Raw genomic sequence first — 24248 nt, 5'->3', positions numbered from 1 at the left:
GGCACCGGTTCCACCCGAAGGATAAATCATGGTCGTGATTCGACTCTCCCGCGGCGGCGCCAAGGCCCGTCCTTTCTTCAACATCGTCGTTGCCGACAAGCGCGTGCGCCGTGACGGCCGCTTCATCGAGCGCGTGGGCTTCTACAACCCCACCGCCCGCGGCGGCGAAGAGGGCATCCGCATCGCCCAGGACCGCGTGGCCTACTGGAAGAGCGTGGGCGCCCAGGTGTCGCCCACCGTCGAGCGCATCATCAAGCAAGCCGCCGCCGCAGCCCCCCAGGCCGCCGCCTGATCGGCCGGCCGACCGCACGCGATGCTGCCCACGCTCGAAGCCGCCGAACTGCCGGCGGACGCCGTCGAAGTGGGGCGCATCGCGGATGCATGGGGGGTCAAGGGCTGGTTCAAGGTCCACCCCCACAGCGCCCAGCCCGAGGCGCTTTTTTCTTCCCGCCGCTGGTTTCTGCAGCCGCCGGCAGGCGGCAGCCAGGTCTTCCGCCTGCCGGTGCGTGAAGCCCGCGAGCATGCCGATTGCGTGGTCGCCAGTTCGCCCGAGGTGCCCGACCGCAACGCGGCCGAAGCGCTCAAGGGCGCGCGCGTGTTCGTGCCGCGCAGCAGCTTCCCTACGCCGGACGAAGGCGAATACTACTGGGTCGACCTGATCGGACTGGCCGTGCGCAACCGCGAAGGCGTGGCACTGGGCACGGTGCGTGAGCTGCTTTCCACCGGCCCGCAGACCACGCTGGTGCTGCAGGCCGATCCGCCCGCGGATGCGCCCGAGGGCGCCAGGCCCGTGGAGCGCATGATCCCCTTCGTGGCCGCCTTCATCGACCAGGTGGACCTGCAGGCGCGATCGATCACCGTGGACTGGCAGCCCGATTACTGAGGGCCCGTCGCGGGCGTTGCCATGCGTTTCGACGTCCTGACCCTGTTCCCCGAACTCTTCGCGCCCTTCCTGCAAAGCGGCGTGACGCGCCGCGCCTATGGCACCGGGCAGGTGCAAGTGCACCTGTGGAACCCGCGCGACCATGCCGAGGGCAATTACCGCCGCGTGGACGACCGCCCCTTCGGCGGCGGCCCGGGCATGGTCATGATGGCGCAGCCGCTCAGCGATTGCCTGGATGCCGCGCTCGCGGCGCGCGGCGGGCCCGCGCCCGTCGTGCTGTTCTCGCCGGCCGGCGAGCCCCTGCGCCATGCCAGCGTCGAGCATTGGGCCGCCAGCGAGGGGGCCGTGCTGCTGTGCGGCCGCTACGAGGGCATCGACCAGCGTTTCATCGATGCGCGCGTGACGCACCAGATCAGCCTGGGCGACTTCGTGCTCTCGGGCGGCGAGATCGCCGCCATGGCCCTGATCGACGCCGTGACCCGCCTGCAGCCCGGCGTGCTGGGCGATGCCGGCAGCCACGTGCAGGACAGCTTCAACCCTGCGCTCGACGGCCTGCTCGATTGCCCCCACTACACGCGGCCCGAACTGTGGGCCGGGCAGGCGGTGCCGGCGCCGTTGCTGTCGGGCCACCACGTGCAGATCGAGCGCTGGCGCCGCGACCAGCGCCTGCGCATCACGGCCGAGCGGCGGCCGGAACTGATCGCCGCGGCGCGCGCCGCCGGCCGCCTGAGCCGCGAGGACGAGCAGTTCTTGGCGGGAACGCGAAGCACGCTATAATGGCGGGCTTTTCCCGATCCTCTGTCCGGCCGCGGCCTTGATCGGGGAGGGTCCGCAAGCCGGCGCGCGACGCCGTGCGAGGGCCTTCCTTCGATGCCTGCAGGAGTCTTCCTCGCCAGGTGCCGCCTTCTGTGTAGCGCGGGCACGATCCCATTCAGGAAATCATGAACCTCATCCAGACTCTCGAGCAGGAAGAAATTGCCCGCCTGGGCAAGACCATTCCCGAATTCGCCCCGGGCGACACGGTGATCGTCAGCGTCAACGTCGTCGAAGGCAACCGCAAGCGCGTGCAGGCCTACGAAGGCGTGGTGATCGCCAAGCGCAACCGCGGCCTGAACAGCGCCTTCACGGTGCGCAAGATCTCCAGCGGCGAAGGCGTGGAGCGGACCTTCCAGACCTACAGCCCGCTGATCGCCAAGATCGAAGTCAAGCGCCGCGGTGACGTGCGTCGTGCCAAGCTGTACTACCTGCGCGAGCGCAGCGGCCGTTCGGCCCGCATCAAGGAAAAGCTGCCCGGCAAGTCGGCCGCCAACGCTGCCGCCCAGTAAGCGGGATGCCGGCGCTTTTCGTTGCCGGCCTCTGCGTCTTGCCAAACCGCCTTCGGGCGGTTTTTGTTTTTTCGCCTTCGGCTTCCGGGGTCGGCGCGGCCTGTGATGCGTGATGCATCGACGCCCGGGTGACATCGGGCGGGCCTGCCTCTATCAACCCGAAGCGCCGTTCGCCCGTTATCCCTTCGTCCCTTTCTTCAGAGCCTGATCACTTGTCTTCCTCGTCCCACTCCCATGCGCCCGCCGGTGTGATCAATGTCGTGCCGCCGCTGGTGGCCAACTTCGATCCCCGCGGCGTGCCGGTGGACCGGGTGGACACCGACCTGCCGGCGGTGCCGGCGCAGCGGCTGACGGCCGCGGCCCTGCGGCAGCGTTTCGCGCACCCCCCGCTGTGGGAAGCTGAAGTGCGGCGCGAGCCGCGCCTGACCGACCGCTTGCCGGCCCAGGCCGCCGTGCTGGTGCCCATCGTGCAGCGCGAGCAACCCATGGTCCTGCTCACCGAACGGGCCAGCCGCATGTCCACCCACTCGGGGCAGATCGCCTTCCCGGGCGGCCGCGTGGACCCGGAGGACGCCAACATCGCGGCCGCGGCGCTGCGCGAGGCCTGGGAGGAAGTGGGGCTGTCGGCGCACTACATCGAGGTGCTGGGGCAGTTGCCCACCTACACCACGATCACGGCCTTCGTCGTGACTCCGGTGGTCGCGCTGGTGCAGCCGGGCTTCGAACTGCGCCCCAACCCCGGCGAGGTGGCCGACGTGTTCGAAGTGCCGCTCGCTTTCCTCATGAATCCCGCGCACCACCGCCGCCACCAGGTGGACCGGGGCGGCCCCCTGGCGCGGCACTGGTTCTCCATGCCCTACCAGGATGGGCCGACGGAGCGCTTCGTGTGGGGGGCGACCGCGGGCATGCTGCGCAACCTGTACCGCTTCCTGATCGCTTGACCGGCGCGGGCGGCCGGTGCGCGGCGCCCGCCTGGTGCCACGCGCTGCCCCTATGATCGCGCCATGAGTTTCTTCGCCATCCTGTGCGCGCTGCTGATCGAGCAGCTGCGCCCGCTGGCCTATCACAACCCGGTGTATGGCGCGGTGCTGGGATGGACGCGGTGGACCAGCCGCAATTTCGATGCGGGCCGGCCGCATCACGGCTGGGTGGCGTGGAGCCTGGCGGTGGGCCTGCCGAGCCTGATCGCGCTGGGCGTGCACTGGCTGCTGCTGCATTTCCTGGGCCTGGCCTTTGCGCTGCTGTGGAGCATCGCGGTGCTCTACACCACGCTGGGCTTTCGCCAGTTCAGCCACCACTTCACGGGCATCCGCGATGCGCTGGACATGGGCGACGAGGCGCTCGCGCGGGAACTGCTCGCGCGGTGGCAGCGCGTGGACGCGGCCGACCTGCCGCGCAGCGCCATCGTGCGGCACGTGATCGAGTACTCGGTGATCGCGGCCCACCGCCATGTGTTCGGCGTGCTGGCCTGGTTCTCGATCCTCGCGGCCTTCGGCTTTGGACCGGCCGGCGCGGTGTTCTACCGCATGAGCGAATTCGTGGCGCGCTACTGGGCGCAGAAGACGCATGCCTCGGCCCAGCCGGCCAGCGTGTGGGTGCGGCAGGTGGCCGATCGCGCCTGGGCCGCCGTGGACTGGCTGCCCGCGCGCATCACGGCGCTGGGCTTTGCCGTGGTGGGCAGCTTCGAAGAGGCCATCCACTGCTGGCGCAACGATGCGCGGCGCTTTCCCGACCTCAACGACGGCGTGATCCTCGCCGCGACTTCGGGCGCGCTCAACGTGCGCCTGGGGGGCGGGCAGCTGGCGCCCATCGCCAGCCCGCGCGATGCCTGGCCGCAGCCCAGCAGCGGCGAGACGCCGAGTGCTTTGATCGGGCTGGACAGCGGCAGCACGCCGGGCCGCGAGCCCGTGCTGGCGCATCTGCGCAGCGTGGTCGGCCTCGTGTGGCGCTCGGTGGTGATGTGGATGGTGCTGCTCGCGCTGCTGACGCTCGCGCGGCTGCTGGGCTGAAGGGCCCGCACCGGGCCTCGGGCCGGGGCAGGGCGCCCCGGCGGGCTGGCGCCTTCAGTAGCGCGGCGGCGCGCTCAATTCCTCGAACAGCTCGCCGTAGATCCGGTGCCGATTCGGGCTGATGGCGCCCTCGGCCGCTGCGTCGCCATCGCCGTCCGGCTGCACATGCGCCAGCACGGCGCAGCCGGGCTCGTGCAGGTGCGTGCAGTTGTAGAAGCGGCAGTCGCCCGCATGGCGCGCCAGGTCGGGCATCAGCACGGCCAGTTGCATGGGCTCGATGTGGTGCAGGCCGAATTCCTGGAAGCCGGGCGAGTCGATCAGCGCCGTGGTCCGCGCAGCATCCGTCCAGTACCAGGTGGTGGTCGTGGTGGTGTGGCGGCCTGAATGGAGGGCCTGCGAAATCTCGCCGGTGAGCGCGCTGGCGCCGGGCACCAGTTCATTGATCAGGGTGCTCTTGCCGCTGCCCGAGGGACCGAGCACCAGCGTGCTGCGGCCCGCCAGCAGTGGCGCGAGGGTGGCATGGTCGGCCTCGGGCCGGTGCGTGAGCGCCAGCGGCAGCACCGGGTAGCCCATGCGCCGGTAGGGCGCCAGGCGATGCCATGCCCGCTCGAAGGGCTGGGCCAGGTCCTGCTTGTTGAGCGCGATCAGTGGCCGGATGTGCGCGGCTTCGGCGGCGATGAGCGCACGCGTGAGCTGCTGCTCGGAGAACTCGGGCTCCGCCGCGATCAGCACCAGCACCTGGTCCAGGTTGGCCGCGAAGGACTTGGTGCGGATCTCGTCCTGGCGGTAGAAGAGGTTGCGCCGCTCCTGCACGCGCTCGATGGTGCCTTCGTCCTGGCTGGCCTGCCACAGCACGCGGTCGCCGACCACGGCCTGGCTCTTCTTGCCGCGTGGATGACAGATGCGCCGGCTGCCGTCGGCCGCCTCCACCACGCAGTGCCGGCCGTGGCTGCCCACCACCAGCCCTTCCTGCCATGCGGTGCCCGTGCCGGGACCGGCTGCGCCGCGGGCAGGGGCGGAACGGGCGCGGCCGGCCATGCGCTTCGTTCAGGCCGCGGCCGCAGCGGGCTGCAGCAGGGCGTCGGCCTGCTGCGCGCAGTCCAGGTCGCTTTGGGAGATGCCGCCCGCATCGTGCGTGTTGAAACGCACCACGCAGCGGTCGTAATGCACCGAGAGGTCGGGGTGATGGTCCTCGCGGTGCGCGATCAGTGCCAATGCATTCACGAAGGCGATGGTCTCGAAGTAGTTCGCGAAGCGGTAGGTCTTCTCGATGGCGACCTGCGCGCCGTCGCCGCTGAGCGTCCAGCCCTGCAGGCGGGCGAGGGCGGTGACGATCTCGCTGGGGCTGAGCGCCTTGCGCGCGGGCAGCTTCTTCCAGTCCTTGATGACGAGCTGGCTGGGGGGCATGGCAATCTCCAAGAAGGGTCAGGCCGCGGCCGGGCCGGCCTGCATGCGCGCAAGCCGCTCCGACGCGGGCGGGTGGGAGTAATAGAAACGCACGTAGACCGGATCGGGGGTCAGCGTGGAGGCGTTGTCCTGGTAGAGCTTGAGCAGGGCGCCTGCCAGGTCCTGCGCGCGGGTCTGCGCCACGGCATAGGCATCGGCCTCGAACTCGTCGCGGCGCGACAGCTGCGCCAGCAGCGGCGAGACGAAGAAGGTGAAGACCGGCATGGCCAGCATGAACAGCAGCAGCGCCACCGCTTCGTTGCCGGCGCTCAGGCTTGGCTGCACGCCCAGGCCGGTGTAGAACCAGACCTGGCCCGAGAGCCAGCCCAGCAGCGCAAAGCCGGCCAGGCTGACGGCGAAGGTCAGCCCCATGCGCTTGAGGATGTGGCGGTGGCGGAAATGCCCCAGTTCATGCGCGAGCACGGCTTCCACCTCGCCCGTGCTGAGCTGGCGCAGCAGGGTATCGAAGAACACCACGCGCTTGTTGCGCCCGAAGCCCGTGAAGTAGGCATTGGCATGCGCGCTGCGGCGGCTGCCATCCATCACGTACAGGCCCTTGGCCGCAAAGCCGCAGCGCTGCATCAGCGCATTCACGCGCGCCTTGAGCGTGGCGTCCTCCAGCGGTTCGAACTTGTTGAACAGCGGCGCGATCCAGCTCGGGTACACGAACTGCAGCAGCAGCGTCCAGCCCGTGAGCAGGCCCCAGGCCCACAGCCACCACAGGCTGCCTGCCTGCGCCATCAGCCACAGGATGGCCGCGGCCAGCGGCAGGCCGAGCGCCGCGCCGAGCAGCACGCCCTTGAGCGTGTCGCCCAGCCACAGCCGCCAGGTCATCTTGTTGAAGCCGAAGCGCTCCTCGAGGCCGAAGGTCTGCCACAGCGCAAAGGGCAGTTCCAGCACGCCGCCGATCAGCGCGAAAGCCGCCAGCAGCGCGAGCTGCTGCGCCAGACCCGGCCCCAGTGCACCCAGCAGCAGGCGGTTGAGCAGGTCCAGCCCGCCGAGCAGGGTCCAGGCCAGCAGCAGCGCGGCGCTCCAGCTCATCTCCAGCATGCCCAAGCGCGCCTTGGCGAGCGTGTAGTCGGCCGCCTTCTGGTGCGCGGCGAGGCTGATGGTCTGCGCGAAGGCGGCGGGCACCGCGCCGCGGTGGCGCGCCACATGCCGCACCTGGCGCGACAGCAGCCAGAAGCGCAGCGCGAGCCCCAGCAGCAGGCAGGCGGCGAAAACGGCGGTGAAGAGCAGCGAGGCGGACATGGGCGGGCCAGGAGGGTGCGGCAGTGTAGTGCGCGGGCAGGGCGCCTCGCCCCATGCGCGGGCGGTGCCCTTGCGCGGCGCGGGGCGGTGCGGCGCGCCGCGGCTGCGTCGAAGAAGGAAGGCTGCGGCGGCTCATGGACAATCGGCCCATGTCTTCTTCCGCACCGATCCCCGCAGCCGCCCCGGCGACCCCCGAACTTCGCAAGAGCGACCAGAACCTGGTCTGGCTGGATTGCGAAATGAGCGGGCTGGACCCGGAGAAGGAACGCCTGCTCGAGATCGCCGTGGTCGTCACCTCGCCCGACCTGGCCGTGCGCGTGGAAGGACCGGTGTTCGTCATCCACCAGAGCGACGCCGTGCTCGACGGCATGGACGCCTGGAACAAGGGCACGCACGGCCGCAGCGGCCTGATCGACAAGGTCAAGGCCTCGACCGTGGACGAGGCCATGGCCGAGCGGCAGCTGCTGGACTTCCTGGGCCGCTACGTGCCGAAGAACGGCTCGCCGATGTGTGGCAACACCATCGGCCAGGACCGCCGCTTCCTGGTCAAGTACATGCCGGCGCTGGAAGCTTGGTTCCACTACCGCAACCTGGACGTGAGCACGCTCAAGGAACTGGCCAAGCGCTGGAAGCCGGCCGCCTACAACGGCTTCAAGAAGCAGCAGGCCCACACGGCGCTGGCCGACGTGCACGAATCCATCGAGGAGCTGGTGCACTACCGCAAGACCTTCCTGCGCCTGGAAGACTGACGCGCCGGATCGCCGCGCCTGTCTTCCGTCCGCCGGGGCGCCGCCAAGGGAGGCTGGTCGGGCGGTCGGGCAGGTGCTGCGCCGCGCGATGCACGAAGCAGTCACCGAGCACTGGTAAAAACCCGCAGAAACTGCCATAATCGCCGGCTTGCCCGAAATCCTCGCATTTCGCGCAGTTCCTGCATCTCCCTTCTTGCACATCGGCTGGGTCGTCGTGGCGCCAAGGAATCCCCCGGATTCGGTGCCCGTCGACAGAGGAAAGCCACGGCAGCGCCCGCTGCCGACGTCGTTGGATGGTTGATGTTCTTTTGACCTCCAACGCAGGCGCCCGCCTCGGGCGCCGCGCGTGTGAAAACCGAGTTTTTCATGACCGATTCTCTGCAAGAGCTGCAGGGCGCTGCCGCGCCTGCGCACGATTCCAATGTCCAAGCCGCCGCTGCTGCCGAAGTGCTGAACGCCCCCGTGGCGGATGCCGCCGAAGCGCAGGCGCCCGCCGAGCCCAACGCCTTCGCTGAACTGGGCCTGGCGCCCGAGCTGGTGGCCGCCGTCACCGATCTGGGCTACACCGCCCCCACCGCCGTGCAGCAACAGGCCATCCCGATGGCCATGGGCGGCGCGCAGGGCGGCGAAGGCCGTTTCGTCGACCTGATGGTGTCCAGCCAGACCGGCAGCGGCAAGACCGCGGCCTTCCTGCTGCCCGTGCTGCACACGCTGATCCGCCAGCAGCAGGAGGCGCACGAGGCCGCCCAGGCCGAATACGCCCGCCTGGCGGCCGAAGCCGCCGAGCGGGGCGAGCCCGCGCCCAAGCGTCCGCGCCGCCAGGACCCGACCAATCCGCGCCACTTCAAGCCCGCCGTGCCCGGCGCGCTGGTGCTGTGCCCCACGCGTGAGCTGGCGCAGCAGGTGGCGCACGACGCCATCGATCTGGTGCGCCACGTGCGCGGCCTGCGTGTGGCCAACGTGGTGGGCGGCATGCCCTACCAGTTGCAGATCGCACGCCTGCAGAACGCCAACCTCGTGGTCGCCACGCCCGGCCGCCTGCTGGACCTGCAGCGCTCCATGCAGATCAAGCTGGACCAGGTGCAGTTCCTGGTGGTCGATGAAGCCGACCGCATGCTGGACCTGGGCTTCGCCGACGACCTGGCCGAGATCAACCAGCTGACCATCGAGCGCAAGCAGACCATGATGTTCAGCGCCACCTTCGCGCCGCGCATCCAGCAGCTGGCCGCGCGCGTGATGCGCGAGCCGCAGCGCGTGCAGATCGACACGCCGCAGCAAAAGCACGCCAACATCAAGCAGATCCTGCACTGGGCCGACCACTTCGACCACAAGCGCGCACTGCTCGACCACTGGCTGCGCGATGCGTCGATCCAGCAGGCCGTGGTGTTCGCCAGCACGCAGATCGAATGCGACGGCCTGGCGAACGACCTGCAGCAGGCCGGCTTCTCGGCCGTGGCGCTGCACGGCGCGCTGAGCCAGGGCCTGCGCAACCGCCGCCTGATGGCGCTGCGCAACGGCCAGGTGCAGATCCTGGTGGCCACCGACGTCGCCGCGCGCGGCATCGACGTGCCCAGCATCAGCCATGTCTTCAACTTCGGCCTGCCGATGAAGTCGGAGGACTACACCCACCGCATCGGCCGCACCGGCCGCGCGGGGCGCGACGGCATCGCCGTGACCTTCGCGGAGTTCCGCGACCAGCGCAAGATCTTCGACATCGAAGCCTTCACCAAGCAGGTGTTCAAGCCGGAGGTGATCGCCGGCATGGAACCCACGCGCCGCGCGCCGGTGGCGCCGCAGGGCCGTGGCGCCGGCCCGGGCCGCGGGGGCCGCGGCCGTCCGGACGGCGCCGGTCCGCGCCGCGGCGCGGGCATCGGCTCGCAAGGCGGCCGTGCCTCCGGCTGGGGCGACGCCGGCGGGGCGGGCCGCCGCGAAGGCGGTCGCGGCGGGGATGCACGCGAGGGCTTCGGCCGCCGCGAAGGCTTCCATGCGCAAGATCCGCGCGGCCGCATGAACGCGCCTTTTGCCGGCCGCGACGAACGCGGCGGCATGCGGGGCGGGGACCGTCCCGCGGCCGGCGGCCGCGAGGGCGGCTTCCGCGGTGGCGCGCCGGCGCGGGGCGGCAGCGAACGCGGCGCCGCCTGGGGTGAGCGCGAGCCGCGCAGCTTCTCGGGCCACAAGCCGCATGGCGGCAAGCCCGCCGCCGGCCACGGCGGAGGGCGCGCGCCGGCGGGCCGCGTCTTCGTGCCGCGCAACCGCTGATCGCCGGGCGCATGCGCCGGCCCCCCGGCCGTCGGGCGCTGGCGGGCTTCAGCGCATCCCGGCGGCAGCGCCTTCGCGCGCGATGAGGCTGGCTGGAGCGGGCCGGTCCGCCCGCGGCCTCCAGGGCTTTTGCGGCGGTCTTAGACTGCCCGTCCCTTCATCGACCCGAGGACCCTGGCCATGCTCGACGACGATCTCCAACGCGATTTCGACTCCCTGCGCCCCGGCGAAAGCACCGAAGCCGGCGCCTCGCGGCGCACCGCCCTGAAGGCTGCGCTGGGCGTGGGCTACGCCGCCGCCACGCTGCCGGTGCTGGCGCAGAACGTGGTGCAGACGCCGGCCGAGGGGCTCACCGCCGGCCCCATCCAGTTCACCGTCAACGGCTTCCAGGTGCCGGCCTACCGTGCCGCGCCCGCCGGCAAGACCGGCCTGCCGGTGGTGCTGGTGATCCAGGAAATCTTCGGCGTGCACGAATACATCGCCGACACCTGCCGCCGCTTCGCCAAGGCCGGCTACCTGGCCATCGCGCCGGAGCTCTATGCGCGCCAGGGCGACCCCAAGGCCTACACCGAGATTCCCAGGCTGCAGGCCGAACTGGTGTCCAAGGTGCCCGATGCGCAGGTGCTGGCCGACCTGGACGGCGCGCTGGCCTGGGCGGCGGCCCATGGCGGCGATGTGTCCAAGGCCGGCATCACCGGCTTCTGCTGGGGCGGGCGCATCACCTGGCTCTATGCGGCCACGGGCAAGGTCCAGGCCGGCGTGGCCTGGTACGGCCGGCTGGTCGGGCAGGCCAGCGAGCTCACACCCCGACACCCGGTCGATGTGGCGGCCGAGCTCAAAGCCCCTGTGCTGGGCCTGTACGGCGGCAAGGACCAGGGCATCCCCCTTGACACTGTTGATAAGATGAAATCATCTTTGGCGGCGGGCAGTGCCGCCGCCAAGGCATCCCGGTTCGTCATCTATCCAGAGGCGGGCCATGCGTTCCACGCGGACTATCGGCCCAGCTACCAGAAGGCGGCAGCGGACGATGGCTGGCAGCGGGCGCTGGCCTGGTTCAGGGAACACGGAGTGGCCTGAGCGCCGCGCAGCCTGCCTGCTGCCGGCCGGCCGCCCGTGGGGCGGCTTTTTTCTGACTGGCAAAGGGGCTGGCGCCGATGGCCGGCCCGTGGTGGGCAACATGGATCTGGTGATCATTCTGGCCGCGACCTTGGTCGCGGGCGTGGGAAGCGTGTGGGTGGCGGGTGCGCTGTTGCGCCTGGGCGTGCGCGGCGGCGAGGGCGAAGAGCACGGGCCGCAGCATCTGCTGAGCCTGGCGGCCGGCGCGCTGCTGGCCACGGCCTTCATGCATCTGCTGCCCGAGGCCTTCCACAGCGCGGTGGACCCTTCGGTGCTGTTCGGCGTGCTGCTGTTCGGGCTGGTGCTGTTCTTCCTGCTCGACAAGGCCGAGCTGTGGCACCACGGGCATGAGCATGGCGAGGCCGCCCCGGCCGACGCGCAGGCGCATGCCGGGCATTCGCATGCCCATGGCGGCCATCATCACGCGCATGCGCATTCCCATGCGCACCGCCACGGCCATCCGCACCGCAGCGGCGGCTGGACGCTGCTGACCGGGGACAGCGTGCATTGCTTCGGCGATGGCGTGCTGATCGCTTCCGCCTTCGTGGCCGACTGGCGCCTTGGCGTGCTGGCGGCGCTGGCGGTGCTGGCGCACGAAGTGCCGCACCACGTGGGAGACCTCGTGGTGCTGCGGCGCAGCTCGCCCGATGCGCGCGTGGCGCTGCTCAAGGTGTCGCTGGCCGGCACCGTCACCGCGCTGGGCGGCCTGGCCGGCTGGTGGCTGGTGGACCAATTGCCGGCCTGGCTGCCGTACCTGCTGGTGCTGGCCAGCAGCAGCTTCGTGTACGTGGCGCTGGCCGACCTGATTCCGCAGCTGCAGCGCCAACTGAGTCCGCGGCAGACCGTGTCCCAGGTGGCCTGGCTGGTGGCCGGCATCCTGCTGGTCACGCTGGTGAGCCGGCTGGCGCACGGCGCGACCGGGCATTCGCATGAGCACGGTGGGCACGACCATGCGCCGGGCGCGCACAGCCATGCACACGACGAAGACGCGCATGCGAAGGAGGGCGATGCAGGCCATTCGCACGCCGATTCGGGCCACGGCCATGAACACGAGCATGAACATGGCACGTCGCCGGCCGCCGTGGCGCCGCAGACCGCGCCTGCGATGGCACCCGCTGCGCCGGCGCCCGAAGCGCAGCCGGCGCCCACCGTCCCCTCATCGGCCCCCGCAGCCCACCCGCATTCGCACGGCTCAGGCCAGCCGCATCGTCACTGAAGGCCAGGAACGCACGCCGTGCCGGCCGCTTCCTGCTCGTTCAGCGGCCCCGCAGTGCGGCGCGGCGGAAGCAGTGCTGCGCATGGTCCTGCACCATGCCCGTGGCCTGCATCCAGGCGTGCACGATGGTCGGGCCGACGAACTTGAAGCCGCGCTGCTTGAGCACCTTGGATGCGTGTTCGGACCGCGGCGTGGACGCCTGGACCGACAGCCCGTCGCCATGCAGCACGCGGCCTTCGGTGAAGGACCAGCAGAAGGCCGCGAAGTCTTCGCCGCGCGCCGCCATCTCGTTGTAGATCCTGGCGCCGCCGATCGTGGCCAGGATCTTGGCGCGGGCGCGGATGATGCCCGCGTCGCCCATCAGCCGTTCCACATCCTCGGGCCCGAACTGCGCCACCCGCTGGGGATCGAAGCCCGCGAAGGCCGCGCGCAGCGCCTCGCGCTTGCGCAACACGGTGATCCATGCCAGCCCGGCCTGGAAGCTCTCCAGCATGAGCATTTCCCACAGCATGCGCGGATCGCGCTGCGGCACGCCCCACTCGTGGTCGTGGTAGGCCTGCATCTGCGGATCGCTGCCGGCCCAGGCGCAGCGGGTCGGGGCGATCACGGTCATGCGATCACTTGTCGCTGTACTGGGTCACGCTGTCCGCGGCCATGCTGTAGCCGCTGGTGCCCATCATCGAATCGTTGCGCTGCGTCTGCAGGCGGCCCGTGATCCACACGGTGTCCATGGCCTTGAACTTGGCCGGTTTGACGGGGCGCACGTGCAGGATCTGGTTGGCCGGCGGCGGCGGCGTGTGGATGCAGGCCCCGAAATAGGGCACGAGCAGGAATTCGGTCAGGCCGGCCTTGTCCTCTTCCAGGGGCACCACGAAGCCCGGCAGCCGCACCAGCTGGCCATTGAGTTCGGGGCTGGTGGGCGCGTTGTTCAGCGCTTCCTGCAGCTTCATCAGCAGTTCGGCCGCGCGCGGGTCGGCGTCGTCCAGCGTCGCCAGGTCGATGCCCTTGAGGTCCTTCATCGGATCCCAGTCCTTGGGCACCAGCTCTTCCCAGGTGATCTGCCGCGCGCCGCTCGCGGGCTTGGCGGATGTGCCCTTGCCGCCCAGAGGATTGGCGGCGGTGGTCGCGGCAGGCGCCGGGCCGGCGGCGAGGGCCGGGCCGGCCAGCAGCGCGGCCAGCAGGAGGCCGATGGCAGAACGTGGGAGCTTCATGGCAAGTTCCAGGAACAAGAAAGGCGAGGCAGAGAAAGGGACGGCGCGTGACGGCGATTGTCCGCTCAGGTGCGGGGCGACAGCCCATCGGCCAGTGACAGGCGGTAGGCGCGGATGCCCGGCAGCAGGCTGGCGAGCCAGCCGGACAGCAGCACGGCGCCCGCGAGCAGCCATTCCTGCGACGTGGGGGCAGACAGCGAGAGCGCGAGCCCGTGCTGCGCCTGCAGCCAGGGCCCCAGCAGCAGCACGCCGACGGCCGCCAGCACGGCGCCCAGCAGCACACCGAGCGCGGTGACCAGGGCGCCTTCCAGCGCGAGCAGCGCCAGCACGTGCCAGGGCCCGGCGCCCACGGCGCGCAGCACGGCCAGCTCCCGCCGGCGCTCGTTCAGGCCGGCCAGCACCACCGACACCAGGCCGGCCAGGCTGACCACGCCGACCAGCGCCGACATGGCGAGCAGCGCCTTCTCGCCGGCGCCGATCACCTGCCACAGCTCGTCCAGCGCCACCCCGGGCAGGATGGCCATCAGCGGTTCCTGGCGGTAGGTCGAGACCCAGCGCTGCACCGAGAACACGGCGGCGCGGCTTTGCAGGCCGACCAGCGCCGCCGTCACGGTCTTGGGCGTGAGGTCGAACTTGCGCACCTGCTCGGCCGGCACCTTGAAGCCGGGCAGCGGCGCGCCGCCCGCCCAGTCCAGGTGCAGGGCTTCCATCGCTTCCAGGCCGATGTGCACCGTGCGGTCCACCGGCGTGCCCGTGCGCGCGAGGATGCCCACCACGGTGAACGGCTTGTCGCCATGCTCGGTCGCCAGCGGCCCGCTGGTGACGCCCGCGCCGTGGGCCAGCGTGATGGACTGGCCCAGCCGGTAGCCCAGCTGCTCGGCCACGTCGGCGCCCAGCACGGCGTCGAACAAGGCCTCGAAGGGCCGGCCCTCGCGCAGGGCCAGCGCCTGCTTCGCGCCGTAGCGGAAATGCGTGAAGTAGTCGGGCGTGGTGGCCAGCACCGGAAAGCCGCGGTGCGAATCGCCCAGCGAGATGGGCACCACCCAGGCCACGCGCGGCTGCGCCTGGAGCGCCTGCACGCTGTCCCAGCGCATGTTGTTGGTCGCGCTGCCGATGCGGAACACCGAATACAGCAGCAGCTGCGTGCTGCCGGTGCGCGCGCCCACGATCAGGTCGGTGCCCGACACGGCGGCCGTGAAATTGGCGCGCAGCTCCGTGCGCAGCCGCTCGGTGCCCAGCAGCAGCAGGGTGGCCAGCGCGATGGACAGCAGCGTGAGCGCGAGCGTGAAGCGCCGGTTCCAGGCGCTGCGCCAGGCGATGGACAGCAGCGCGCTCATGGGTTGACCCCGACTGTCGCGGCGCGGTTGATCCCGGGCAGCAGCACCTGGCGCGCGAAGCGGGCGGCGATGCGCCGGTCGTGGCTCACAAAGACCAGTGCACTCCCGTGTGCGCCGCAGGCCTGCATCAGCACGTCGAGGAAGGCGTCGCGGCTGTCCTCGTCCAGCGCGGAGGTGGGCTCGTCGGCGATCACCAGTTCGGGCCGGCCGACCAGCGCCCGCGCCGCCGCCACGCGCTGCTGCTGGCCCACCGACAGCTGTAGCGCGGGCCGCGACCACAGCGCGGGCGCGAGCCCCATGCGCGCGAGCAGTTCCTCGGCCTGCGCGCGCGAGCCCTGCGCGCGCCGCCGGGCCGAGAAACGCAGCGGCAGCAGCACGTTGTCCATCACGCTCAGGTAGGGCAGCAGGTTGAACTGCTGGAAGATGTAGCCCACGTGCGCCACGCGGTGCGCATCGCGCGTGCTGCCGCGCAGCCGGGCCCAGTCCTGGCCGCGCAGGCGCACCTGGCCTTCGCGTGCGACCAGCACGCCGGCCAGCAGCGACAGCAGCGTGCTCTTGCCGCTGCCGCTCGGGCCGTGCAGGAACACGGCCTCGCCGGGCGCCACGGCGAAATGGTCGATGTCCAGGCAGGGGGCGGCAGCGCCGGGCCAGGCAAAGCGCAGCGCCCGGACGTCGATCAGCGCGTCGGCGGCGTCGACGCTCACGGCGTCCAGCTCAGTCGGCTCGCGGGGCGCTTGAGGCTGCGCTTGTGCTGGCCCTCGGCGCTGACGATCTCGGCGTCGATCTGGCGCACGCGCGGGAAGGCCTTGAACAGCTCCAGCTCGATGAACTTCACGCGGTCAGCGGCCGTGCAGTTGAAGGCGAAGCTGGCCAGCATCTCGGCATGCTCGTCCTTGGGGGCGGCGTGCGCGCCCGGGCCGGTGCCCAGCACGGGCGCATCGAGCGTGACCGGCCCCAGCTTGCAGTTGCCGGCCGGGTCGATGCGGAACAGATGGTCGGCCGCGCGCAGGCGCGCGAGCGTCTGGTCGACGGTGTTCTTCTCGACATCGTTGCGCGGGCCGCGCTCGAAACCCACGAGGTTGTCCAGCGGCGTGCGCATCTCGATCACGATGGCCGGGCCTTCGACCGCCACGCCCAGCTCGACTTCGCCATGCACGTGCGCGCGCGGGCCGTGCGCGAGGGCCGCCCCGGCGGCCAGCAGCGCGAGGGCCACCAGGCCGGCGCGCGTGGCGAAGCGGGAGGCGGGAAAAGGAGGCAGGGCCGTGGGTCGGGGGTGGGTCATGCGTCTTCGTCCGTGCTTGTTCAGGCCTGCGCGCCCTGGCGCACCGGCAGGCTCGGGGTGTTGCTCCATTCGCTCCAGCTGCCGGCATAGAGCGCCGTGTCTCCGAGCCCCGCGATGCGCATGGCCAGCACGTTCGGCACGGCGCTCACGCCGCTGCCGCAATGGTGCACCACTGTCGCGGGGTCGCGCCCGGCCAGCAGCGCCTCGAACTCGGCGCGCAGCTGCGCGGCGGGCTTGAAGCGGCCATCGGGCCCGAGGTTCTCGGAGAAGGGGCGGTTCAGCGCCCCGGGGATGTGACCGGCGATCGGGTCCAGAGGTTCCACCTCACCGCGGTAACGGGCGGCAGCCCGTGCATCGATGAGCGTCTGGCCGGCCGCGTCGTCCAGGCGCGCCGCGACCTGCTGCGTGCCGACCAGCGCGACACGCGGCGGCTGCAGCACGAAGTTGCTCTGGAAATGCGCAGGCTCCTCGCCCTGGGCCAGCGGATGGCCGGCCGCCTGCCAGGCCTGCAGGCCGCCGTCGAGCACGGCCGCGGCGCCATGGCCGGCCCACTGCAGCATCCACCACAGGCGGCCGCAGTAGTTGGCGCCATTGCGGTCGTAGACCACGGCCTGCATGTCGTTGGCGAAGCCCACGCTGGACAGCCAGGTGGCGAAGCTCTCGCGGCTGGGCAGCGGATGGCGCCCGCCCGAGGCCGGCTGGCCGGCCTCCTGGGCGACCACCACCTGGCCGTCGCGGCCCGGCAGGCCGTGCCTGGCGCTGAGGGCCGTGTCCAGGTTCGCGTACACGGCGCCCGGGATGTGGGCCTCCAGATAGGCGGCCGGGCCGGCTTCGGGCTTCATGAGGTCGAAGCTGCAGTCGAAGACCATCAGCCGCGCCTTGTCGTTCATCAGGGCCTGCAGCTGCGGGACGGTGATCAGGGTGTCGTACATGGCGGACGGGTGAGAAGCGGACGGACCGGCCATTCTGACGTGGATGGCCGGGATGCGCAGTCGGCGCTCAGCGTTCTTCGGCCGGCGGCGCCTTGGGCACCGTGCGCTGGCGCAGGATGGTGGCCGTGACGCCGCTGCCCACGATCAGCGCCATGCCCAGCCAGCCCAGGGTGTCGATGGGGTCGTCGAAGAGCAGCACGCTGAACAGCGCCGCGAAGACGATGCCGCTGTAGTGCAGGTTGGCCACCAGCAGGGTGCCTGCCGGCGTGCGCGCGGTGCCGTAGGCGCGCGTCATGGCCAGCTGGCCCAGCGAGGCCAGCACGCCGATGGGCAGCAGCCAGGCGGCGTGCGTCCAGTTCCAGGGCGACATGCCCGTGAAGGCCATGCCAGCCAGGCCGAACACGGCGGAGCCGACCGCGAAATAGAAGACCACGCGCGCTTCGGGCTCGCCCAGGCGCGACAGCACCACCACCTGCATGTAGGCGAAGGCGGCCACCAGGCCGGACATGAGGCCGATCATGCTGGCGAAGCCCTGGTCCTGCGCCACCGTGGGGCGCAGCATCAGCAGCACGCCGCCGAAGGCCACCAGCACCGTGCACACCAGGGCGCCCTGCAGCGGCGGACGCGAGACGTTGCCGGGGCCGCCCACCGGCCGCGGGCGCGGCACCCAGGCCAGCAGCGCACCGGCGACCAGGAAGACGGCGATCCAGACGCTGCTCATGTAGTTCAGCGTCATGGCCGTGGCCAGCGGGATGTGGCCGATGGCGTAGAACCAGGCGCCCAGCGAGGCCGTGCCGACCAGGCTGCGCCAGGCATGCGCGCCCGGGTAGCGCGTGGCCAGCGAGACGCCCTGCGTGCGCGCCACGGCCGCGAGGAAGATCACGCTGATCACGCCGCGCCAGAACACCAGCTCGAAGCTGTTGAAGCCGGCCGAGGCGAACTTCACGCACACGCCCATCAGGCTGAAGAACAAGGCCGAAGCCACCATCCAGAGGGCTTGCATCAGGAACTTTCAACTCCCCAGGCCGCTTCGCGTCCCCCCTCTCATTCGGGAGGGGGCGCACCCGCGGGCCTGGCGAAGCCAGTTCCCCGGGTGCCCTGGGGGTTTCGCTGCGCTTGCCGGCCGGGATCGCGCGGTCACGTCGCGGGGCGGGCGCAGTGGGGTGGAGGGAAATGCGATCGCTGCCGGGTTGGGCGCGCGTCAGCGGCCGGCCAGGCGCGCCAGCGCGCCGGGCTGGGCCTGGAGCCGGCGCCGGTACCACTCATGGAAATGCTGCATGCCGTCTTCCATCGGACTCTGGTACGGGCCGACTTCGTTGTCGCCGCGTTCGTACAGCGCCCGGCGGCCGGCGTCCATGCGCTCGCCGATCTCGTCGTCCTCGATGCAGGTTTCCATGTAGGCCGCCTGCTGCGCTTCGACGAACTCGCGCTCGAAGGCGACGATTTCCTCGGGGTAGTAGAACTCCACCATGTTCAGCGTCTTGTCCGGCCCCTGCGGATGCAGGGTGGAGACGGTGAGCACGTGCGGATACCACTCCACCATGATGTGCGGGTAGTAGGTCAGCCAGATGGCGCCGTACTCGGGCGGCCGGCCTTCGCGGTACTTCAGCAGCTCTTCGTGCCAGCGCTGGTACACCGGGCTGCCCGCGCGGCCCAGCCGGTTGGCCACGCCCACCGTCTGCACCGAGTATTCGGGCTTGAACTCCCAGCGCAGGTCCTCGCAGGTCACGAAATTGCCCAGGCCGGGGTGGAAGGGGCCGACGTGGTAGTCCTCCAGGTAGACCTCGATGAAGGTCTTCCAGTTGTAGTTGCACTCGTGCATCTCCACGCGGTCGAGCTGGTAGCCCGTGAAGTCCAGCGCCGAGCGCGGGCCCATGTTCGCCAGGTCGCTGTCGATGTCGCGGCCGTTGTCCTCGAACAGCAGGCCGTTCCATTCGCGCAGGCCCCAGGTGTGCAGATTCAGGCACGGGTCTTCGGCGAAGTGCGGCGCACCCAGCAGCGTGCCGGTGGGCGAGGGGCCGGCGGCGTTGTAGGTCCAGCGGTGCAGCGGGCAGATGATGTGGCCGCCGGTGCGGCGGTCCAGCTCGCCGCGCCCGCGCAGGATCACGGCCTGGCGGTGGCGGCACACGTTGGACACGAGCTCGATGCCGCGCGGCGTGTGGATCAGCGCGCGGCCTTCCTTTTCCTGGGGCAGGGCGTAGTAGTGGCCGGCCTCCGGCACGGCGAGTCGATGGCCCACGTAGCGCGGACCCTGGGCGAAGAAGGTCTGCATTTCGAGGGCGTACAGCGCCTCGTCGAAATAGGCAGAAACCGGAAGTTGGCTGGAAGCCTGCTGCAGCTGAAGACTTAAATCAGACATGGGTGACCTGACCAAGCTCCCCACAGGGAGGTACGGAAGAAGACTCGATGACGCGCCAGAGCCCCGCCTCATTCCTGCGACTGAGCTGGCATGCCGCACGGGCAGGGGCCAACGTCTCCGCGGAAAAAGTTGCGCCGGCCAACCCGGAAGGCTGCCGGCGCGGGGATGAAGCGGGATTGTACCCCGGTTTTATCCGCCGGCCTTCTCCTTTCGTCCCGTCGGAAATAGCGGGCGCGGCGCGGGCCGCGGCGGGCGAGCCGGGGCGGCTCCTAGAATGGCCCGTTTCGTTCACCGTCTGCCGCATGCCGAAGGCCTCTTCTTCCTCCGCCCCCTTGCCCGCCACCCCCTTGCCCGACAGCTACGAAGCCGGCGTGCAGGAGCTGGATCAGCTGGTGGCCGCCCTGGAGGGAGGCCAGTTGCCGCTGGACCAGCTGCTGGTGAGCTACCAGCGCGGCGCGGCGCTGCTGGCCTTCTGCCGCGAACGGCTGCAGGCGGTGGAAGACCAGATCCAGGTGCTGGACGCCGGCGTGCTCAAGCCGTGGCAGGGGGCATGACGGTGAGTGCCCCCTGGTCCGCGGCCGCGTTGGCGGCCTGGTCGGCGCCGCGTCTGGCGGCGGTGGAAGCGGCGCTCTCGCGCTGGGTGGGCGTGCAGGCGCCGGCCGGCCTGGGCGATGCCATGCGCTATGCGGTGCTGGACGGCGGCAAGCGCCTGCGCCCGCTGCTGGTGCTGGCCGCCAGCGAGGCCGTGCAGCCCCAGGCCAGCGCCGACGCCCGTGCGGGCCTGGCGCAGGCGGCGCTGCGTGCCGCTTGCGCGGTCGAGCTGATCCACGCTTACTCCCTGGTGCATGACGACCTGCCATGCATGGACAACGACGTGCTGCGCCGGGGCAAGCCGACGGCGCATGTGCAGTTCGGCGAAGCGCCGGCCCTGCTGGCCGGCGACGCGCTGCAGGCCCTGGCCTTCGAACTGCTGGTGCCCGACGACGACGCCATCCCGGCCCGCGTGCAGGCCCGCCTGGCGCGCCTGCTGGCGCGCGCGGCCGGCAGCCAGGGCATGGCCGGCGGCCAGGCCATCGACCTCGACAGCGTGGGCCGGCGCCTGGACGAGGCGCAGCTGCAGCAGATGCACCGCCTCAAGACCGGCGCGCTGCTGCAAGGCAGCGTGGAAATGGGCGCGGCCTGCGCGGGCGATCTGCCGGCGCAGGCGGCGGCCGCCCTGCGCGACTACGGCGCCGCGCTGGGCCTGGCCTTCCAGGTGGTGGACGACATCCTCGATGTGGTCGCCGATTCCCAGACCCTGGGCAAGACGGCCGGCAAGGATGCCGCCGACGACAAACCCACCTATGTGTCGCTGCTGGGGCTGGACGGCGCCCGCGCGCGCGCGCAGGTGCTGCTCGCGCAGGCGCTGGACGCGCTGTCAGGCTCGCAGTTGTCCGACACCGCCGCCCTGCGGGCCCTGGCCCACATGGTGGTGGACCGCGACCGGTGACACCCCCCGGCGCCCGCGCAACGGATAAAGACATGGCCCCACTGCTTCCCACCATCAACGACCCCGCGGACCTGCGCCGGCTGGAGCGCGCGCAGCTCAAGCAGCTGGCCGACGAGGTGCGCGCCTGCGTGCTCGACAACGTGTCGCGCACCGGCGGCCACCTCAGCTCCAACCTGGGCACCGTGGAACTCACGGTGGCGCTGCACTACGTCTTCGACACGCCGGCCGACCGCATCGTGTGGGACGTGGGCCACCAGACCTACCCGCACAAGATCCTCACGGGCCGGCGCGAGCGCATGCCCACGCTGCGCCAGCTGGGTGGCATCTCGGGCTTCCCGCAGCGCGCCGAAAGCGTGTACGACACCTTCGGCACCGCGCATTCGTCCACCAGCATCTCGGCTGCGCTGGGCATGGCCCTGGCCGCGCGCCAGAAGGGCGAGGACCGCCATGCCGTCGCCGTGATCGGCGACGGCGCCATGACGGCCGGCATGGCCTTCGAGGCGCTGAACAACGCGGGCGTGCATGACGACGTGCGCCTCCTGGTGATCCTGAACGACAACGACATGTCGATCAGCCCGCCCGTGGGGGCGCTCAACCGCTACCTGGCGCAGCTGATGAGCGGCCAGTTCTACGCCGCGGCCAAGAACGTGGGCAAGAGCGTGCTCAAGAATGCGCCGCCACTGTTCGAGCTGGCCAAGCGCTTCGAGCAGCAGGCCAAGGGCATGGTCGTGCCGGCCACGCTGTTCGAGAAGTTCGGCTTCAACTACATCGGCCCCATCGACGGCCACGACCTCGATTCGCTGATCCCCACGCTGGAGAACATCAAGCAGCTCAAGGGCCCGCAGTTCCTGCACGTGGTGACCAAGAAGGGCCAGGGCTACAAGCTGGCCGAGGCCGATCCGGTGGCCTACCACGGGCCGGGCAAGTTCGATCCTTCGGTGGGCCTGGTCAAGCCGGCCACGGCGCCCAAGCGCACCTTCACGCAGGTCTTCGGCCAGTGGCTGTGCGACATGGCGGCGCAGGACGGCCGGCTGGTCGGCATCACGCCGGCCATGCGCGAAGGCTCGGGCATGGTCGAATTCCACCAACGCTTTCCCGAGCGCTACCACGACGTGGGCATCGCCGAGCAGCACGCCGTGACCTTCGCCGCCGGCCTGGCCTGCGAAGGGCTCAAGCCGGTGGTCGCCATCTACTCCACCTTCCTGCAGCGCGCCTACGACCAGCTGATCCACGACGTGGCGATCCAGAACCTGCCGGTGGTCTTCGCGCTCGACCGCGCGGGCCTGGTAGGCGCGGACGGCGCCACGCATGCCGGCAACTACGACATCGCCTACCTGCGCTGCATCCCCAACATGGCCATCGCCTGCCCGGCCGACGAGGCCGAGTGCCGCCAGCTGCTGACCACGGCCTACGAGCAGAACCACCCGGTGGCCGTGCGCTACCCGCGCGGCGCGGGCGTGGGCACCGAGCCCGCGCTGTCGCTGCAGGGCCTGCCGTACGGCAAAGGCGAGGTGCGGCGTCAGGGCAAGCGCATCGCGATCCTGGCCTTCGGCACGCTGCTGTACCCCGCGCTGCAGGCCGCCGAGCAACTGGACGCCACCGTGGCCAACATGCGCTGGGCCAAGCCGCTGGACGAGGCGCTGCTGCAGCAGATTGCGCAGACGCACGATTCGCTCGTGACGGTGGAAGAGGGCGCCGTGATGGGCGGCGCCGGCAGCGCGGTGGCCGAGGCGCTGGCGCGGATGGGCCTGGTGCGCCCGATCCTGCAACTGGGCCTGCCCGACCGCTTCATCGAGCACGGCGACCCGGCCCGGCTGCTGTCGGCCGAGGGCCTCGATGCCGCGGGCATCGTGAACGCGATCACGCAACGCTTCGGCGCGGCCCCTGCCTGACGGCTTGCGCAGGGAAAACCCGCAGCAGGGGATGTAAGCGCGTTTTTACAATGGCCTTTGCCTCAAAAGGTTGGTAACGCGGCCACAAGCCGCGTTTTTTGTTTGTTTGATTTGGAGTTGTTCTCAATGGATCGTCGTTCCGTCATCAAGAACGCAGGCTTGGCTGGTGTGCTGGCCGCTGGTGTCGCCCCTGCTGTGCATGCTCAAGCGGCCGTCCGTTGGCGCCTGGCTTCGAGCTTCCCGCGCTCGCTGGACACCATCTTCGGCAGCGCCGAGAAGCTGTCGCAGACCGTGAAGGCCCTGTCGGGCGGCAAGTTCGAGATCACCGTGCACCCGGCCGGCGAACTGATGCCGGCCTTCGGCGTGGTCGATGCGCTGCAGGGCGACAACATCGAGATGGCCCAGACGGCCGCCTACTACTTCACCGGCAAGGATCCGGCCTTCGCCTTCAGCTGCGCCGTGCCCTTCGGCCTGACCGCGCGCCAGAACTCGGCCTGGAAGCTGCATGGCAACGGTGGCAAGCTGATGGACGAATTCTTCGCCCAGTACAACTTCCGTGCCGCCAGCGCCGGCAACACCACCACCCAGATGGGCGGCTGGTACCGCAAGGAGATCAAGACGCCCGAAGACCTCAAGGGCCTGAAGATGCGCATGGGCGGCGGCGTGTTCGGCGAGGGCATGGCCAAGCTGGGCGTGGTCTCGCAGAATATGCCCGCCGGCGACATCTACCAGGCGCTGGAAAAGGGCACGCTGGATGCGGCCGAATTCACGGTGCCACATGACGATGCCAAGCTGGGCTTCCACAAGGTGGCGCCGTTCTACTACTACCCCGGCTGGTGGGAAGGTGGCGCCGACCTGGAGTTCTTCATCAACCTGAAGAAGTACAACGCGCTGTCGGCCGAGAACAAGGCCATCCTCGACGCCGCCATGGCCGTGGCCGCTGCGGACATGACTGCCAAGTACGACGCGCTGAACCCCATCGCGCTCAAGAAGCTGGTGGCCGAGAAGACCCAGCTCAAGGCCTTCCCCAAGTCCGTCATCGACGCCGGCTTCAAGGCCTGCATGGAGACCTTCGCCGAGCACGAAGCCAAGTCGCCGACCTTCAAGAAGATCCACCAGGACATGCGTGCCTTCCAGCGCGACCAGATCCTGTGGAACCGCTTCTCGGAGTACCCGTACAACCAGTACATGAACGGCGTGAAGATCTGAGCCCGGGTCCCGCCTGCGGGCGAATGCCCGCAGGCGCCGGACCGGCCCGCGAGCCGAATGAAAAAAGCCGCGCATTGCGCGGCTTTTTCGTGGGCGATGGGGAAACGGGGCCGGGCCCTCGGGGGCGCGTGCCCATCTTCTTGGCGCCGTGCCGCCGGTGTCGTGGCGGCCGGCGCACAGGGGAGGCGCCGGGCGCGACGCCAGGGCCCATCCGCGGCCAAGGAAAAAAGCCTGCGCGGTGCGCAGGCTCTGGTTGCCGCAGGCGCCCCCGTCGAAGAACGGG

Annotated in this window: 24 protein-coding genes and 1 pseudogene; 14 read left to right on the top strand and 11 right to left on the bottom strand. The window is 70.6% G+C overall.

Annotated elements, in window-relative coordinates:
• The first annotated feature begins 28 nt into the window (after positions 1-28).
• The 6 genes from rpsP (at position 29) to LG388_RS23865 (ending at position 4217) form a co-directional block, all read left to right on the top strand.
• Positions 29-292, top strand: coding sequence for a 30S ribosomal protein S16 (rpsP, locus tag LG388_RS23890; RefSeq protein ID WP_225785042.1), 264 nt, complete (start codon positions 29-31; stop codon positions 290-292).
• Between the two features lie 21 nt (positions 293-313).
• Positions 314-883, top strand: coding sequence for a ribosome maturation factor RimM (rimM, locus tag LG388_RS23885; protein WP_225785041.1), 570 nt, complete (start codon positions 314-316; stop codon positions 881-883).
• 21 nt (positions 884-904) lie between these two features.
• Positions 905-1660 carry a tRNA (guanosine(37)-N1)-methyltransferase TrmD gene (gene trmD / locus LG388_RS23880; protein WP_225785040.1) on the top strand — a complete coding sequence of 252 codons (756 nt, stop codon included), beginning with the start codon at positions 905-907 and terminating at the stop codon, positions 1658-1660.
• A 164-nt stretch (positions 1661-1824) separates the two neighbouring features.
• Entirely contained in the window at positions 1825-2208 is a 384-nt protein-coding gene (gene rplS, locus LG388_RS23875; protein ID WP_225785039.1) for a 50S ribosomal protein L19, read from the top strand.
• 212 nt (positions 2209-2420) lie between these two features.
• Positions 2421-3149: a CoA pyrophosphatase gene (locus tag LG388_RS23870; RefSeq protein WP_370630231.1), complete on the top strand. Its 729-nt coding sequence runs from the start codon at positions 2421-2423 to the stop codon at positions 3147-3149.
• A 63-nt stretch (positions 3150-3212) separates the two neighbouring features.
• Complete coding sequence (locus LG388_RS23865; RefSeq protein ID WP_225785038.1) at positions 3213-4217, top strand: CobD/CbiB family protein; 1005 nt, start codon at positions 3213-3215, stop codon at positions 4215-4217.
• A 54-nt stretch (positions 4218-4271) separates the two neighbouring features.
• On the opposite strand, the gene rsgA is transcribed toward LG388_RS23865, so the two are convergent.
• Genes rsgA through LG388_RS23850 form a run of 3 tightly spaced genes read right to left on the bottom strand, consistent with a single transcriptional unit; the run spans position 4272 to position 6914 of the window.
• Positions 4272-5255 carry a ribosome small subunit-dependent GTPase A gene (gene rsgA / locus LG388_RS23860; RefSeq protein ID WP_225785037.1) on the bottom strand — a complete coding sequence of 328 codons (984 nt, stop codon included), beginning with the start codon at positions 5253-5255 and terminating at the stop codon, positions 4272-4274.
• A 9-nt stretch (positions 5256-5264) separates the two neighbouring features.
• On the bottom strand, positions 5265-5624 hold the full coding sequence (locus LG388_RS23855) for a 4a-hydroxytetrahydrobiopterin dehydratase (RefSeq protein WP_225785036.1): 360 nt from the start codon (positions 5622-5624) through the stop codon (positions 5265-5267).
• Positions 5625-5642: 18 nt separating this feature from the next.
• The gene (locus tag LG388_RS23850; RefSeq protein ID WP_225785035.1) at positions 5643-6914 is read right to left on the bottom strand and encodes a M48 family metallopeptidase; all 1272 of its coding nucleotides are present in this window, start codon (positions 6912-6914) and stop codon (positions 5643-5645) included.
• A gap of 149 nt (positions 6915-7063) precedes the next feature.
• On the opposite strand from LG388_RS23850, the gene orn reads away from it, so the two are divergent.
• From orn to LG388_RS23830, 4 genes and pseudogenes are all read left to right on the top strand, one after another.
• Positions 7064-7663: an oligoribonuclease gene (gene orn, locus LG388_RS23845; RefSeq protein ID WP_225785034.1), complete on the top strand. Its 600-nt coding sequence runs from the start codon at positions 7064-7066 to the stop codon at positions 7661-7663.
• A gap of 366 nt (positions 7664-8029) precedes the next feature.
• On the top strand, positions 8030-9922 hold the full coding sequence (locus LG388_RS23840) for a DEAD/DEAH box helicase (protein ID WP_225785033.1): 1893 nt from the start codon (positions 8030-8032) through the stop codon (positions 9920-9922).
• 180 nt (positions 9923-10102) lie between these two features.
• Positions 10103-10999: a dienelactone hydrolase family protein gene (locus LG388_RS23835; RefSeq protein ID WP_225785032.1), complete on the top strand. Its 897-nt coding sequence runs from the start codon at positions 10103-10105 to the stop codon at positions 10997-10999.
• A gap of 100 nt (positions 11000-11099) precedes the next feature.
• A pseudogene (locus LG388_RS23830) lies at positions 11100-12023 on the top strand (ZIP family metal transporter); the annotation flags it as partial.
• A gap of 271 nt (positions 12024-12294) precedes the next feature.
• Here the strand turns inward: LG388_RS23830 and LG388_RS23825 are convergent.
• The 8 genes from LG388_RS23825 to LG388_RS23790 all read right to left on the bottom strand — a co-directional run bounded on the left by LG388_RS23825 (position 12295) and on the right by LG388_RS23790 (position 19375).
• Entirely contained in the window at positions 12295-12867 is a 573-nt protein-coding gene (locus tag LG388_RS23825; RefSeq protein WP_225785031.1) for a DNA-3-methyladenine glycosylase I, read from the bottom strand.
• A gap of 4 nt (positions 12868-12871) precedes the next feature.
• Entirely contained in the window at positions 12872-13465 is a 594-nt protein-coding gene (locus LG388_RS23820; protein ID WP_225785030.1) for a DUF3299 domain-containing protein, read from the bottom strand.
• Positions 13466-13530: 65 nt separating this feature from the next.
• Positions 13531-14802, bottom strand: a complete 1272-nt coding sequence (locus LG388_RS23815) for an ABC transporter permease (protein WP_225785029.1) — start codon at positions 14800-14802, stop codon at positions 13531-13533.
• A complete protein-coding gene (locus tag LG388_RS23810) occupies positions 14799-15506 on the bottom strand; it encodes an ABC transporter ATP-binding protein (protein WP_225785028.1) in 708 nt (235 codons plus the stop codon). The genes LG388_RS23815 and LG388_RS23810 overlap by 4 nt, the downstream gene beginning before the upstream one ends.
• A complete protein-coding gene (locus LG388_RS23805; RefSeq protein WP_225785027.1) occupies positions 15503-16084 on the bottom strand; it encodes a DUF2796 domain-containing protein in 582 nt (193 codons plus the stop codon). Before LG388_RS23805 ends, LG388_RS23810 begins: the two co-directional genes overlap by 4 nt.
• Positions 16085-16104: 20 nt before the next feature.
• Positions 16105-17016: a sulfurtransferase gene (locus LG388_RS23800; protein WP_225785026.1), complete on the bottom strand. Its 912-nt coding sequence runs from the start codon at positions 17014-17016 to the stop codon at positions 16105-16107.
• Between the two features lie 67 nt (positions 17017-17083).
• Entirely contained in the window at positions 17084-18019 is a 936-nt protein-coding gene (locus LG388_RS23795) for a DMT family transporter (RefSeq protein ID WP_225785025.1), read from the bottom strand.
• Positions 18020-18217: 198 nt separating this feature from the next.
• A complete protein-coding gene (locus tag LG388_RS23790) occupies positions 18218-19375 on the bottom strand; it encodes an aromatic ring-hydroxylating dioxygenase subunit alpha (RefSeq protein ID WP_225785024.1) in 1158 nt (385 codons plus the stop codon).
• Between the two features lie 302 nt (positions 19376-19677).
• Between LG388_RS23790 and xseB the strand changes: the two genes are divergently transcribed.
• The 4 genes from xseB (at position 19678) to LG388_RS23770 (ending at position 23965) form a co-directional block, all read left to right on the top strand.
• The gene (gene xseB / locus LG388_RS23785; RefSeq protein ID WP_225785023.1) at positions 19678-19929 is read left to right on the top strand and encodes an exodeoxyribonuclease VII small subunit; all 252 of its coding nucleotides are present in this window, start codon (positions 19678-19680) and stop codon (positions 19927-19929) included.
• Positions 19926-20864: a polyprenyl synthetase family protein gene (locus LG388_RS23780; RefSeq protein ID WP_225785022.1), complete on the top strand. Its 939-nt coding sequence runs from the start codon at positions 19926-19928 to the stop codon at positions 20862-20864. The genes xseB and LG388_RS23780 overlap by 4 nt, the downstream gene beginning before the upstream one ends.
• Before the next feature lie 32 nt (positions 20865-20896).
• Positions 20897-22756 carry a 1-deoxy-D-xylulose-5-phosphate synthase gene (gene dxs, locus LG388_RS23775; RefSeq protein ID WP_225785021.1) on the top strand — a complete coding sequence of 620 codons (1860 nt, stop codon included), beginning with the start codon at positions 20897-20899 and terminating at the stop codon, positions 22754-22756.
• Between the two features lie 126 nt (positions 22757-22882).
• Entirely contained in the window at positions 22883-23965 is a 1083-nt protein-coding gene (locus tag LG388_RS23770; RefSeq protein WP_225785020.1) for a TRAP transporter substrate-binding protein, read from the top strand.
• Positions 23966-24248 lie beyond the last annotated feature (283 nt).

This window comes from Xenophilus sp. Marseille-Q4582 (assembly GCF_916700565.1).
In the GTDB taxonomy this organism is placed as follows: Bacteria; Pseudomonadota; Gammaproteobacteria; order Burkholderiales; family Burkholderiaceae_C; genus Xenophilus.
This window is presented reverse-complemented; position numbering and strand designations above follow the sequence as displayed.